Raw genomic sequence first — 13,065 nt, 5'->3', positions numbered from 1 at the left:
GCCGCCGAGATCGGGCTGATGCAGTGGTTCCACTTCCACGACCCGCGGCTGGACGAAGCGGTGGCGTGGATGAAGCGGCTCGGCACGCGCCGCATTCGCACCGGGCTCAGCTGGGCGGACAGCTTCCGCGAGGGCGCGCTCGACTGGTTCGATCGGAAGATGGAAGCACTCACGGATTTCGATGTCACCGTCACCTTCTGCTTCACCCCCGCGCATCTCGGGATCGAACCGCACCATACCAGCCCGGCGCGCGACCCGCAGGCCTTTGCCCATTTCTGCGCCTGGATGATCGACCGCTATGCAGGCACCGCGACGATCGCGCCGTCCGCGGCCCCGGTGGCGCTTGCGGGCAGCCAGCCCGAGCGCAACCCCTTGCTGTTCAACCGCGACGAGCGTCTCGTCGCCGAGCGAAAGTCCGCCTGGTGCTCTCCCCAGATCGCCATGCCATCAATGTCGCGCTGGTCGGCGTCGGCAATTGTGCCAGCTCGCTCGTCCAGGGGATCGCGCATTACCGCGCCGGCGCCAACGACATGGTGGGGCTGATGCATCCCGAGCTGGGCGGCTATGCACCCAGCGACATACGGGTGGTGGCAGCCTGGGACGTGGATGCGCGCAAGGTCGGACAGGACGTCGCCGAGGCGATCTTCGCCAAGCCGAACTGCACCGCCATGTTCTGTGACGAGGTGCGGCATACCGGTGCGAAGGTGCGGATGGGGCGCGTGCTGGACGGCGTCGCCGATCACATGGCGGACTATCCGCAGGACCGCACGTTTCTGCTCGGCGACGATGCGGAGCCGACCAAGGACGAGGTGGTGCGCGCGCTACGCGAAACGCATGCGCATGTGCTGATGAATTATCGGCCGGTCGGGTCGCAGGCCGCCACCGAGTTCTACGCCGAATGCGCGCTCGAAGCCGGGGTGGCGTTCGTCAACATCCCCGTTTTCATCGCCAGCAATCCCGCCTGGGCCGCGCGGTTCAAGGCGGCGGGGGTGCCGATCATCGGCGACGACATCAAGGCGCAGCTCGGTGCGACGATCGTCCACCGGGTGCTGACGAACCTGTTCCGCAAGCGCGGGGTCAAGCTGGAGCGGACCTACCAGCTCAACACTGGCGGCAACACGGACTTTCTCAACATGCTCAACCGCACGCGACTGGCGTCGAAGAAGGAGTCCAAGACCGAGGCGGTGCAGTCCGTCGCCGAGACGCGGCTGGACGACGAGAACATCCATGTCGGCCCCAGCGACTATGTTGCCTGGCAGAACGACAACAAGATCTGTTTCCTGCGGATGCAGGGACAGATGTTCGGCGGTGTACCGATGAATCTGGAACTACGCCTGTCGGTGGAAGACAGCCCGAACAGCGCCGGCGTCGCGATCGACATGATCCGCTGCGCCAAGCTCGCGCAGGACCGCGGGCTGGCTGGCGCGATCCTCCCGGCGGCGGTGTGGTTCTGCAAGCACCCGCCGGAGCAGATGGCGGATGACGAGGCGTACGAAGCGGTGGAAGCATTCATCGCGGGAGCGTGAGGGTGGGATCTTCAATCGATCCCCTGTTCCTTCCGGCTCTCGTCCAGCGCCTCCAGCACCTGGACCGGTTCCACATCGGCATGGATCTCGCTGAAGCCGGGATCGTCCGCCGGGATGTCGAGCTTCTCCGCGATCCGCGCCACCAGCCCGGCAAGCTTGGTCAGTTCGTGCTCGGCAAGCAGACTGACATGCAGGTCGAGATCGGCGCGGCGGTCGGCCGTCGCCGCCATGCGGTTCTGGCTGATCAGCACGAAGGTAGAGAGGAAAATCGCTTCCACCGATGCGACCATCGCCAGCGCGACGAAGGTGGGATCGAAGCGCGGCAACACCGGCAGGACGCCCAGGTTTATCGAAATCCAGAGCCCGAAGAGGACCAGATGCAGCACCACGAACGTCATCGATCCCGTGAAGCGGGTGATCCGATCCGCCACCTTGTCACTGAGCGGTGCGCGCTCGGCATCCTTCCGCTGCCGCGCCGTGAGGTCTTCGATGTTCCGGCGGAGCGTTGCGCCCATGCCCTGGCGTGGTTCGATCATCGCCCAACAACAGCGTGCAAACTCAATTGGTTGCAGGGGGAGAGCGCATGATGCGCGCGGCGATCCTGGAAGGTCCGGAGCAGATCCGCATCGAGACCGCCACGCTTCCCACGCCCGGTCGGGGCGAGGTGCGCATCCGGCTGGAGGGATGCGGCGTCTGCGCGTCGAATGTCGAGCCCTGGCAAGGCCAGGCCTGGAGCCAGTTCCCCGGCGATGCCGGCGGGCTCGGCCATGAGGGCCGGGGGGAAATCGACGTGGTGGGCGAGGGCGTCGTCGGCCTTTCGCCGGGAGACCGGCTAGCGTCGCTGTCGTTTCGCAGCTTCGCCGATTACGATGTGGCGCTGGCCGACATGGTGGTGAAGCTGCCCGACAGCCTTTCCGGCAAGCCCCTCCCGGGCGAGCCGCTCGGCTGCGCGTTCAATATCTTCCGCCGCAGCGACATCCGGCCGGGGCAGACGGTGGCGATCATCGGCATCGGGTTTCTCGGCGCAGTTCTCACCAAGCTGGCGAGCGACGCGGGCGCGCGTGTGATCGCGATATCGCGGCGACAGGAATCGCTCGATCTCGCGAGGCAGTATGGCGCGGCCGAGACGATCCCGATGGACGATCACTATGCCATCATTGATGCGGCGAAGGCGCTGACCGGCGAGGCGATGTGCGAACGGGTGATCGAGGCGGTCGGCAAGCAATGGCCGCTCGACCTGGCGGGCGAACTGGTCGGCTTCGGCGGCAGGCTGGTGGTCGCCGGCTATCATCAGGACGGACCGCGCCAGGTCAACATGCAGGGGTGGAACTGGAAAGGCATCGACGTGATCAACGCCCATGAGCGTGACCCCGCGGTGCAGCTGCAGGGCCTGCGCGAGGCGGTGGAGGCGGTGGCGAGCGGGCGGCTCGATCCGAGCCCGCTCTATACCCATCGCTACCGGCTGGAGGAGCTCGGCCAGGCGCTGGCGGCGACGCGCGACAAGCCCGGGCATTTCGTAAAAGCCCTGGTGATGCTGCGATGAGGCCGCGCGTCGGGTTTCTCGGCACCGGCTGGATCGGTCGCCACCGGATGGAAGTGATGCTTGCCACCGGCGCGATCGAGGCGGTGGCGTTCGCCGATCCTTCGCCCGACTGCGCCGAGCAGGCGCGGACGCTGGCGCCGGAGGCCGCGCAGGTCGATGGCCTGGATGCGCTGCTGGCGCTGGGCCTGGACGGCATCGTCATCGCGACGCCCAGCGCCATGCATGCCGACCAGAGCATCCGCGCGCTGGACGCGGGCGTCGCGGTGTTCTGTCAGAAGCCGCTCGGCCGCACCGCCGCCGAAGTGGAGGCCGTAATCAGCGCCGCGCGCACGGCGGACCGGCTGCTCGGCGTCGATCTCTCCTACCGCCATACCGAGGGGATGCGGGGGATCGCCGAGCTCGTGCGGAGCGGTGCGCTCGGCCACGTCTTCGCGGTCGATCTCGTCTTCCACAACGCCTACGGACCCGACAAGCCGTGGTTCTACGATCCCGCGCAATCGGATGGCGGCTGCGTGATCGATCTGGGTGTCCATCTGGTCGACCTTGCGCTGTGGACGCTCGGCTTTCCGGCGGTGCAGGACGTCCATGCCTCCCTGTGCGCGCAGGGGCAGCCGCTCGGCGTGATGCAGGTAGAGGACTATGCGAGCGCTGCCTTCCGCGCCGGCGACGCCGATGTCCGGCTCGCCTGTTCGTGGCGCGTGCATGCGGGCACCGATGCGGAGATTGCCGCCGTCTTCTACGGCACGGAGGGAGGCGCGGCGCTGCGCAACGTCGGTGGCAGCTTCTACGACTTCGTTGCGGAGCGGTTCGCCGGCACGTCCAAGACGCTGCTGGCGAGCCCGCCCGACGCCTGGGGCGGCCGGGCGGCGGCGGCCTGGGCGGAGCAACTGGCGCGCTCGGCCCGGTTCGACGCGGAGGCGGAGCATTTCGCGCGGTCAGCGGAAGTGCTGGACCGGATATACGGCCGCTGACCCGTCCTTCTATTCCCCTCCCGCAAGCGGGAGGGGCGCGCAGATGGCAAGCGGCCGCTGCGTCGAGCCGTAACTAACCCACGTTATTTCCAGGAAAATTTGCAACCGGCCGCGATGCCGGTGGTTTCCCTCTGCACTCCCCCAAGTGCAGGAGACTGGATCATGGCCACACCGCCGAACGATCCCGAGGTGCGTGAAGAACAGCGTGACCCCGGCTCGACCGAGACCAACCCCGCCGCCACGTCCACCCCGGCACCCGCCGAGGGCGACGACGATCTTCCCCCGAAACAGCCCGGCTCGCCCCGGGGCTGAACCGAACGGAGGCTTTATGGCCGAGACGATGAACCCCGTGTCGCAGGACGACGCGCCGCTGAGCACTGCCAATGACGAACGTCGCGCGATCGACGCGGCGACCGACGGCCCGCTCGTCCAGCGCGGCGACAAGCTGGTGGCGCGCGCGGTGACGATCAACCGCCCGCGCGCCGAACTCTACGCCTTCTGGCGGGATTTCAGCAATTTGCCGCCGATCCTCGATAATGTCGTCCGGATCGAGGTGCTGGATCGCGAGCGCAGTCACTGGGTGGTAAAATCACCTGGCGGCGGCATCGTGGAGTGGGACTCGCGCATCACCGAGGATCGCGACGGCGAGCTGATCGCCTGGGCCTCCGAAGAAGGTGCCGACATCCCCAATAGCGGCCGCATCGAGTTTCGCGACGCCGGCAGCCGCGGCACGGTGGTGGTCGCGACGATCAACTACGACCAGCCTTTCGGCACGCTCGGCCGCGTGATCTCGCGCATCTTCCAGCGCGAGCCGAAGATGCAGGCGCAGCGCGACCTGCGCCGCTTCAAGCAACTGATGGAGACGGGCGAGATCGCCACTTCCTCCTGGACCAAGCAACAACGCGAAGAGGAGCGGGGCTGATGCGCGCACTCACCTGGCACGGCAAGCACGACGTCCGCGTGGACTCGGTACCGGATCCCGAGATCCTCAACCCGCGCGACGCGATTATCAAGATCACTTCGACCGCGATCTGCGGCTCCGACCTCCATCTGTACGACGGCTTCATCCCGACGATGATGGCCGGCGACATCCTCGGCCATGAGTTCATGGGCGAAGTGGTCGAGGTCGGCGCCGGTTCGACGCTCAAGAAGGACCAGCGGGTGGTGGTGCCGTTCACCATCTCCTGCGGCTCCTGCTACCATTGCAGCAAGCACCAATATTCCGCCTGCGAGAACGGGCTCCCGGCGGATAATCAGGACATCGCGCAGGAGATGTACGGCCAGCCCATGGCCGGCCTGTTCGGCTACAGCCACATGACCGGCGGCTATGCCGGCGGCCAGGCCGAATATGTCCGCGTGCCGTTCAGCGATGTCGGCCCGATCGTTGTCCCGGACGGCATCGAGGACGACAAGGTGCTGTTCCTCTCGGATATCCTGCCCACCGGCTGGATGGCGGCGGAAAATGCGGAGATCGAGCCGGGCGATACCGTGGCGGTGTGGGGCTGCGGCCCGGTCGGGCTGTTCGCGGTCCAGTCGGCGTTCCTGATGGGCGCGGAGCGGGTGATCGCGATTGATCATTTCCCGCGACGCCTCGAACTCGCCCGCCGCTTTGGTGCGGAGACGATCAATTTCGAGGAGACCGACACCGCAGCGGCGTTGTTCGAGATGACCGGGGGCATCGGCCCCGACGCGGTGATCGACAGCGTCGGGCTCGAGGCGCACGGCTTCTTTGCCGACAATGTGCTCGATCAGATCAAGAAGTCGACCTTCCTCGGTACCGATCGCATCCATTCGATCCGCCAGGCGATCCTCGCCTGCCGCAAGGGCGGGCGTGTCTCGATGCCGGCGGTCTATGGCGGCTTCGTCGACAAGTTTCCGCTCGGTGCGCTGATGGAGAAGGGGCTGACGCTCAAGACCGGCCAGACCCATGTCCAGCACTATATGCCCGCGCTGCTCAACGCGATCCTGGAAGAGAAGATCGATACTACCTTCCTGATCAGCCACATCCTGCCGCTGGAGCAGGCGCCACAGGGTTACAAGATGTTCCACGACAATCAGAACGAAGTGACCAAGGTCGTGCTGAAGCCCGGCATGGCATTGGCGGCGGAATAAGGAGGCGCAGACCATGGCAAACAAATTTGCGATCGTGACCGGTGCCTCGAGCGGCATCGGCCTGGAACTGGCGCGGCTCGCGGCGCGCGACGGCTATGACCTGCTGGTGGTGGCCGACACCCCGCTGGTCGATGCGGCAGCTGCGCTGAAGGGCGAGGGTGTCGAGGTGCAGTCGATGGAGACCGATCTGTCGACCATCGAAGGCGTGGATCGGCTGCTGGCGGCAGCGGGCGGGCGTCGGATCGACCTGCTCTGCGCCAATGCCGGGCACGGGCTGGGCGGGGGCTTTCTCGATCAGGAAGTCTCCGAGTGGCGACACGTGATCGACACCAATGTGGTTGGGACTGTCTATCTGCTCCAGAAGGTGCTCCGCAAGATGCGCGACACCGGCGAGGGCAAGGTGTTGATCACCGGGTCGATCGCCGGCTGGATCCCGGGCAGCTTCCAGGCGGTCTATAACGGCACCAAGGCGTTCGTGGACAATTTCGCCGCGGCGATCCGCAACGAACTCAAGGAGGTGAAGGGCATCACCATCACCACGTTGCTGCCGGGTCCAGTCGAGACCGAGTTCTTCGAACGTGCCGGCATGATGGATACCAAGGTGGGGCAGAGCGAAAGCAAGTCCGATCCGGCAGACGTCGCCAGGGATGGCTGGACCGCGCTGATGAAGGGGACGGACAACATCGTCTCCGGCATCTCGAACAAGCTGCAGGTGGCCGGCGCCGGGGTGTTGCCGCAGTCATTTACGGCCGAGCAGCATCGCAAGATCGCCGAGCCTGGCAGCGGCAAGAACTGATGCTGCTCCCCTCCCGCGTGCGGGAGGGGGACGCAGGCGTTCAGAGCGCGCGGAACCGGAAGTCCCGGAAACGCGCTTCGCCATCCCCTGCCGCGTACAGCGCAGGGCGCAGCATCAGAAAGCCACCGCGCACATTGTGGTGGTAGCCGGAAACCTCCATCCCCCGATCGAACCGCTTCCATGTTGCTCCGCCATCGCCACGGGTGTGGAAGGAGACGATGTGCCGGTCATTGGTCACGCGGATCTGCATCCGCAGCCCGTGCGGGTTCGCGGGGCGGCCGCGCTCGGCGCCATATTGATGGGTGACGAAGCGCTTCTCGTCGAAGCCCAGCCCGCAATAGAGCTTGTCGTCGTAGAACAGCAGCAGCCCGGCGGTGGTCCCGGACCCTAGCTCGACGTCGCATTCGAACTGATAGGCCTGGTCGCCCGCGATCAGCATCAGTGGCGAGGAATCGCTGGGCGCCTTGCCGCGTGCCTGCATCACGAGCGCACCGTTCGCGACGCGCAGCCGGCTCGATTCATCGGGTGTCGGGCGGAAGAAGTTCCATTTGCTGCCGAGATCGAGCCGCTCGAAGCTGTCCGACAGGCGCTGCCCGTGGGGCAGGATGGTGCCGCCGCGCGGCTTGGGCAGGGGGCGGGAGAGATCGCCGCCCTTCATGCGGAACCAGCCATCCGCGGTCCATTCGATCGGATCGAGCAGCGTCTGCCGGCCGAGCGTCAGGAACCCATTCTCGTAGCCGTGATAGACGGACCACCAGCTGCCGTCCGGCGCCTCGACCAGCGAGGCATGGCCGCGCGACCACCATTTTTCCGTGTCGCTCAGGGTGCGGACCAGCGGGTTGGCCGGGCAGTTCTCCCACGGCCCGTGGATCGAGCGCGCGCGCGCCGCGATCACCATGTGCCCGGTCGGTGGGCCCGCCGTGCCGCCGACCGCGGTGATCATGTAGAACCAGTCGCCATGGCGGTGGATCTTGGGGCCCTCGGGCGAGAAGCCCTCGACCACCCAGTCCTCGGGATAATGCCAGGGGTCATAGACATGCTCGACCGGGCCCGTGACCGACAGCCCGTCGGCTGCCAGCCGCACCCGGTCGCCGCCGGAGAGGAACAGCCAGCGCGAGCCATCCTCGCCCACCGCGTGGCAGGGATCGATATGGTCGTGCAGCCCGAGTGACACGGGATCGCTCCACGGCCCGTCGATATGATCGGCGGAGAGCACATAGATGTCGTTCGGCCGGGCCTTGACCGGCACGTAGAGGAAATAGCGCCCGCCATGCCTGGCGAGGCTGACCGCCCAGACCGAGCCGATATTGCGGGTGAGGGCGGCCGTGCGCGGTTGCCAGTTCACGAGGTCGCGCGAATGCCAGATGGTCAGCCCCGGATAGGAATCGAAGCTGGAGAAGGTCATGTAGTAATCGGCGCCGTCCTTCAGGATCGCGGGGTCGGGCCGGTCGCCGGCCAGCAGCGGATTGAGAAACCGGCCGTCGCCCAGATCGGCGATGCGCTGGTTGTCGAGGCCCCGGCGCCAGTCGGTCGCGGCCACCGCTCTAGCGGCCGCCTCCGAAACATGACTTGCGGCCCAGCCCGCCAGTGCAGCACCGAACGCTCCCCTGCGGCTGATGCGCATCCATCCTCTCCCTTTTGTGCTTTGACACCGGTGACAACGCTATGTTGCCCGGTGCAGCGGTGCAAGCGATGATGATTGGCAAGCGACCGCGATGCTGCCATGGAACGCGAAACAGGGGAGGGAAGGTCATGCGGCTGCGGTCGCTTCTGTTCGTGCCCGGCGACCGGCCGGAACGCTTCGCCAAGGCAGCGGCAAGCAGCGCCGACGCGCTGATTCTCGACCTCGAAGATTCGGTGGTGCTCGAACGCAAGGCCTTCGCGCGCGAGGCGATCGCCGCGTGGCTGGGCGACAGTCCCGAGACGCCGTGCTTCGTTCGCGTCAATCCGCTCGGCACGGCCGTGCTTGCCGACGATCTCGCCGCCATCGCGCCGTATCGCCCGGCGGGCCTGGTGCTCCCCAAGGCGGACGGGGCGGCAGCGATCCGCACGCTGGTGGCGTTGGTCGCGCAAGCCGGTGCTGCCTGTCCTCCGATCCTGCCCATCGCCACGGAGACGCCGGCCGCGCTGTTCCAGCTGGGCAGCTATCCCGAAGTCGCCGCGCATCTCGCGGGGCTCACCTGGGGGGCGGAGGATCTGCCCGCCGCGATCGGTGCGAGCAGCGCGCGCGAGAGCGACGGCGGCTATACCGCACCTTTCTCCATGGTGCGCTCGCTCGCGCTGTTCGCGGCCCATGCCGCCGGCGTGGCCGCGATCGAAACGGTTTATCCCGATATCGCTGACACCGAAGGACTCGTGGCCTATGTGGCGCGAGGGCGACGCGATGGCTTTACCGGCATGCTTGCGATCCACCCGGCGCAGATCGAGCCGATCAACCATGGCTTCACCCCGAGCGAAGCGGAAATCGAGGCCGCGCAGGCGATCGTCGACGCGTTTGCCGCCAACCCTGCGGCAGGGGCGCTCAAGCTGGAAGGGCGGATGATCGATCGCCCGCACCTCGAACAAGCACGGCGCCTGCTCGCGCGTGCACACTGATCGCCGCGCCTTCCAGCGGCGCGTGCAATCCTTTTCAGTCCAACAGATCTGTTGCGCTGCAGCACCCTTGCCGCTGTGGAAGGAACTCTTTCAAGTCATGGCGACGCTGTTACATCGAAAACACACATCGATGTAAAATCAAACCTGTCTAACAGCTTCATGTTTCATTCGTTGACAATGTTGCGGGCGATGGTAGCGATACCGTCGGGGCGAGTGCATCGGGCGTTCGCAACAAAAACGTTTTCCGGCGAAAGATCGCCGGCAGAGGAGGGGACATGAAGGGCGTATCACGTTCTATTGCATTGTCGCGCTCGGCTTCGATGATGGCCGTGGCGGTATGCATGATCGTACCAACGATTGCACAGGCGCAGACCGACAACGTTGCCAGCAAGGTTTCGGCGCAACAGGACTCCGGGCAGGGCGAGGAAATCGTCGTCACCGGTATTCGTGCATCGCTCGAGCGCTCGATCGCGATCAAGCGCGAAGCACCGGGTATCGTCGACGCTATTTCGGCAGAAGATATCGGCAAGTTCCCGGATACCAACCTGGCGGAGTCGCTGCAGCGCATTCCGGGCGTGTCGATCAACCGCACCAACGGCGAAGGCTCGCAGGTGACCGTGCGCGGCTTCGGCCCGCAATATAACCTGGTGACGCTGAACGGCCGCCAGCTCGCCTCCGCGGCGGTGTCGGTGGTCGGCGGCGACGAGAATGCCGATGGCGCGCAGGGCACCAGCCGCTCGTTCGACTTCTCGAACCTCGCGACCGAAGGCGTCCGCACGCTGGAGGTTTACAAGACCGGTCGTGCGGCGGTGCCCTCGGGCGGCATCGGCGCGACGATCAACGTCGTCACCCGCCGTCCGCTCGACAACGGCAGCAAGCCGGGCCTGAACGGCAGCGTCGGCGCCAAGGCGGTATACGACACCAGCGTCGATGGCTGCCTCAACTGCGGCTCGAAGGTTACCCCGGAATTCTCGGGCGTGCTCGGCTGGAGCGATGCCGACCAGCGCTTCGGCGTCGAACTGTTCGGTAGCTACCAGAAGCGCAACTTCACTTCGATTTCGGCGACGTCGAACGACTGGAACATCATTCCCTACAGCACCTTCATCTCGGGTGGCTTCGCGCGCAACAACACGATCTGCCCGGCGAGCCAGACGACGCTGAGCGCGAGCTGCACGATCGTCAAGAACGCGCCGAGCAGCAGTAGCCAGCTGGTCGCGATCCCGAATGACAGCCGCTATCACTATGCGGAGGGTAGCCGCGAGCGCATCAACGGCCAGGCGGTGGTGCAGTTCAAGCCCAACGACGCACTGACGCTGACTGCCGATGCGCTGTTCGCGCAGAACCGCCAGCGTGAGACCCGGTCGGACCTGTCCAACTGGTTCAGCCGACCGTTCGATGAAGTGCATTTCGACGGCAACTCGACCGTCGCCACGGCGACCTATCTCCACGAGACGATCAACGGCTTCAAGGACGAGGGCTTCGAGGCCCAGTCGCGCGCGCAGAAGAGCAAGCTGACCGATTTCGGCCTCAACGCCGATTGGCAGCTGGCCAGCAACCTGTCGCTGCGCCTCGACGGCCATATCTCCAAGTCGTCGAGCCTGCCGGACAATCCGAACGGCGTCAGCTCCACTCTGGTCGGCATGGGCGCGAACGTCGTCGCCCAGCACTCGGTCGATTATAGCGGCGGCATCCCGCAGCAGGACATCACGCTGGGTTCGGTGCCGCTCAACCTGTCGGCGGTGGGCAGCCAGGTCGGGCGCACTTACAAGTCGACGCAGGAGCAGACGGTCAAGGAACTGCGGGCGGACTTCGGCTGGGATCTCGGCAACGAGAGCAAGTTCGAGTTCGGCGCCAATTATCGCAAGACCGACATGCGCCAGACCTTCATCGGCACCCAGCAGACGCTGGGCGACTGGGGCATCGCCAATCCGGGCGACGTCGAGCGGCTGGCGCCGGGTGCGCTCACCTCGTTCTGCCTCGAGTGCAAGTTCGACAAGTATAATCCCGGCTCGGATCCGGACTCGAAGGTCGCCTTCCGTGGCGACGCGGCGAAGATCTACCCGATCCTGTCGTCCTATTATGCCGGCCGCGGCAATGCGGTGGGCATCACCAGCAACAACAACAACCGCGTCAAGGAAGACATCTGGGCGGCCTATGGTCAGGTGACCTGGAAGGGCGAGCTGGGCAACGCGCCGGCGCGTCTGGTCGCGGGCGTGCGCTACGAGCGCACCAAGTCGCGCTCGATCTCGCAGGTCGCGATCCCGTCGGCGATCGACTGGGTGTCGGACAACGACTTCACCGTGGTGGTGTCGCTCAACAACACCAGCCAGTTCGACCAGTCGCATTCCTATGACAACGTTCTGCCGCAGATCGACTTCCAGGTCGAAGTGCAGCGCAACCTGCTCGCCCGCCTTTCGTACAGCAAGACGATCGCGCGGCCGAACTACAACAGCCTGTTCACCGCCACCACGGTGGGCGGCCCGCCGCGTCCGACCAACAATGGCGGCGTCCCCAGCGCGTCGACCGGCAACGCGGCCCTGTCGCCGCTGATCTCGGACAATTTCGACGCGTCGCTCGAATGGTATTTCAAGCCGGACAGCTATGTCTCGGTCGCGTTCTTCGACAAGCGCGTGCACAATTTCGTGGGCAACGGCCAGTTCACCTCGCCGCTGTTCGGCCTGCGCGATCCGAGCTCGGGCGCGGCAGGCAGCCGTTCGGGTCAGGCACTGAGCGCGCTCAACGGCCTCGGCGCGGACATCAGCGACGTGAACCTGTTCGTCATGTCGGCGCTGATCGCCAACCGCGGTTCGGTGGCAGCGGCGACCAACGAGTTCAAGGCCAATTACAACAGCTCGACGCGCGCGCTCGACGACAATTACGTCAAGACGATCAACAACCAGTACGACCTGCGCGGCAACGCGGCCGATCCGCTGTACCAGTTCCAGGTGACGCAGCCGATCAACAACAAGGATGCCGAGATCTACGGCGTCGAACTGGCCGGCCAGTATTTCCTCGGCCGCACCGGCTTCGGTGTTGCTGCGGCGTACACGCTGGTGCGCGGCGACGTGGGCTTTAACCTGGGCGCCGATCCGGGGCAGGACCAGTTCGCGCTGCTCGGCCTCAGCGACACGTTCAGCACCACGCTGATCTACGACAAGAACGGCATCTCGGCGCGTCTGGCCTATAACTGGCGCGACAAGTTCCTGTCGGGCATCAACCGCCAGGGCTCGCGCAACCCAGAGTTCACGGCGCCGTTCGGCCAGCTGGACATGAACATCAGCTACGAGATCACCCCGCGCATCGCGGTGACGCTCGAAGGCATCAACCTGACGAAGGAAAGCGTCCGGACCTATGCGCGCGCCGAGAGCGAGCTGTGGTTCGCGCAGGAGCTCGATCGCCGCTTCCTGCTGGGCGCGCGCTTCAAGTTCTGAGCTACCGCGCACGAGCGCGGAAGGAGAGGGGAGGGCCGTTGCGCTATGCAGCGGCCCTTTCGCTTCCGGTTGAGGCGGTGGCGGCTTTCCG

At 65.9% G+C, this 13,065-nt stretch carries 12 protein-coding genes; 10 read left to right on the top strand and 2 right to left on the bottom strand.

Going from position 1 to position 13,065, the window contains the following annotated elements:
* Nucleotides 1–18: 18 nt before the first annotated feature.
* Nucleotides 19–543 carry a hypothetical protein gene (locus tag QZ814_RS10635; RefSeq protein WP_294331777.1) on the top strand — a complete coding sequence of 175 codons (525 nt, stop codon included), beginning with the start codon at nt 19–21 and terminating at the stop codon, nt 541–543.
* On the top strand, nt 447–1,526 hold the full coding sequence (locus QZ814_RS10630; protein ID WP_294332588.1) for an inositol-3-phosphate synthase: 1,080 nt from the start codon (nt 447–449) through the stop codon (nt 1,524–1,526). Before QZ814_RS10635 ends, QZ814_RS10630 begins: the two co-directional genes overlap by 97 nt.
* A gap of 11 nt (nt 1,527–1,537) precedes the next feature.
* Here QZ814_RS10630 and QZ814_RS10625 read toward each other — a convergent pair whose 3' ends face one another.
* Nucleotides 1,538–2,062, bottom strand: coding sequence for a DUF1003 domain-containing protein (locus QZ814_RS10625; protein WP_294331775.1), 525 nt, complete (start codon nt 2,060–2,062; stop codon nt 1,538–1,540).
* Nucleotides 2,063–2,109: 47 nt separating this feature from the next.
* Between QZ814_RS10625 and QZ814_RS10620 the strand changes: the two genes are divergently transcribed.
* The 6 genes from QZ814_RS10620 (at nt 2,110) to QZ814_RS10595 (ending at nt 6,948) form a co-directional block, all read left to right on the top strand.
* Nucleotides 2,110–3,069 carry a zinc-binding dehydrogenase gene (locus QZ814_RS10620; RefSeq protein ID WP_294331773.1) on the top strand — a complete coding sequence of 320 codons (960 nt, stop codon included), beginning with the start codon at nt 2,110–2,112 and terminating at the stop codon, nt 3,067–3,069.
* The gene (locus QZ814_RS10615) at nt 3,066–4,040 is read left to right on the top strand and encodes a Gfo/Idh/MocA family oxidoreductase (protein WP_294331772.1); all 975 of its coding nucleotides are present in this window, start codon (nt 3,066–3,068) and stop codon (nt 4,038–4,040) included. Before QZ814_RS10620 ends, QZ814_RS10615 begins: the two co-directional genes overlap by 4 nt.
* A 162-nt stretch (nt 4,041–4,202) precedes the next feature.
* Nucleotides 4,203–4,352 (top strand): hypothetical protein, encoded by a 150-nt coding sequence (locus QZ814_RS10610; protein ID WP_294331770.1) that lies wholly within the window; start codon nt 4,203–4,205, stop codon nt 4,350–4,352.
* Between the two features lie 16 nt (nt 4,353–4,368).
* A complete protein-coding gene (locus tag QZ814_RS10605) occupies nt 4,369–4,962 on the top strand; it encodes an SRPBCC family protein (RefSeq protein WP_294331767.1) in 594 nt (197 codons plus the stop codon).
* The gene (locus QZ814_RS10600) at nt 4,962–6,152 is read left to right on the top strand and encodes a zinc-dependent alcohol dehydrogenase (protein ID WP_294331763.1); all 1,191 of its coding nucleotides are present in this window, start codon (nt 4,962–4,964) and stop codon (nt 6,150–6,152) included. Before QZ814_RS10605 ends, QZ814_RS10600 begins: the two co-directional genes overlap by 1 nt.
* Before the next feature lie 13 nt (nt 6,153–6,165).
* A complete protein-coding gene (locus tag QZ814_RS10595; RefSeq protein ID WP_294331760.1) occupies nt 6,166–6,948 on the top strand; it encodes an SDR family NAD(P)-dependent oxidoreductase in 783 nt (260 codons plus the stop codon).
* Between the two features lie 40 nt (nt 6,949–6,988).
* Here the strand turns inward: QZ814_RS10595 and QZ814_RS10590 are convergent, their stop codons facing one another.
* On the bottom strand, nt 6,989–8,572 hold the full coding sequence (locus tag QZ814_RS10590; protein ID WP_294331758.1) for a family 43 glycosylhydrolase: 1,584 nt from the start codon (nt 8,570–8,572) through the stop codon (nt 6,989–6,991).
* 128 nt (nt 8,573–8,700) lie between these two features.
* On the opposite strand from QZ814_RS10590, the gene QZ814_RS10585 reads away from it, so the two are divergent.
* Nucleotides 8,701–9,543: a CoA ester lyase gene (locus tag QZ814_RS10585; RefSeq protein ID WP_294331756.1), complete on the top strand. Its 843-nt coding sequence runs from the start codon at nt 8,701–8,703 to the stop codon at nt 9,541–9,543.
* A 275-nt stretch (nt 9,544–9,818) separates the two neighbouring features.
* Entirely contained in the window at nt 9,819–12,974 is a 3,156-nt protein-coding gene (locus QZ814_RS10580; RefSeq protein WP_294331754.1) for a TonB-dependent receptor, read from the top strand.
* Nucleotides 12,975–13,065 lie beyond the last annotated feature (91 nt).

It is taken from the genome of uncultured Sphingomonas sp., assembly GCF_913777625.1.
In the GTDB taxonomy this organism is placed as follows: Bacteria; Pseudomonadota; Alphaproteobacteria; order Sphingomonadales; family Sphingomonadaceae; genus Sphingomonas.
This window is presented reverse-complemented; position numbering and strand designations above follow the sequence as displayed.

What these genes read in the sequence shown, in the direction of transcription:
- QZ814_RS10635 (WP_294331777.1), top strand. Translation starts at nt 19, where the DNA reads ATGCAGTGGTTCCACTTCCACGACCCGCGGCTGGACGAAGCGGTGGCG.
- QZ814_RS10625 (WP_294331775.1), bottom strand. Translation starts at nt 2,062, where the DNA reads ATGATCGAACCACGCCAGGGCATGGGCGCAACGCTCCGCCGGAACATC.
- QZ814_RS10620 (WP_294331773.1), top strand. Translation starts at nt 2,110, where the DNA reads ATGATGCGCGCGGCGATCCTGGAAGGTCCGGAGCAGATCCGCATCGAG.
- QZ814_RS10615 (WP_294331772.1), top strand. Translation starts at nt 3,066, where the DNA reads ATGAGGCCGCGCGTCGGGTTTCTCGGCACCGGCTGGATCGGTCGCCAC.
- QZ814_RS10610 (WP_294331770.1), top strand. Translation starts at nt 4,203, where the DNA reads ATGGCCACACCGCCGAACGATCCCGAGGTGCGTGAAGAACAGCGTGAC.
- QZ814_RS10605 (WP_294331767.1), top strand. Translation starts at nt 4,369, where the DNA reads ATGGCCGAGACGATGAACCCCGTGTCGCAGGACGACGCGCCGCTGAGC.
- QZ814_RS10600 (WP_294331763.1), top strand. Translation starts at nt 4,962, where the DNA reads ATGCGCGCACTCACCTGGCACGGCAAGCACGACGTCCGCGTGGACTCG.
- QZ814_RS10595 (WP_294331760.1), top strand. Translation starts at nt 6,166, where the DNA reads ATGGCAAACAAATTTGCGATCGTGACCGGTGCCTCGAGCGGCATCGGC.
- QZ814_RS10590 (WP_294331758.1), bottom strand. Translation starts at nt 8,572, where the DNA reads ATGCGCATCAGCCGCAGGGGAGCGTTCGGTGCTGCACTGGCGGGCTGG.
- QZ814_RS10585 (WP_294331756.1), top strand. Translation starts at nt 8,701, where the DNA reads ATGCGGCTGCGGTCGCTTCTGTTCGTGCCCGGCGACCGGCCGGAACGC.
- QZ814_RS10580 (WP_294331754.1), top strand. Translation starts at nt 9,819, where the DNA reads ATGAAGGGCGTATCACGTTCTATTGCATTGTCGCGCTCGGCTTCGATG.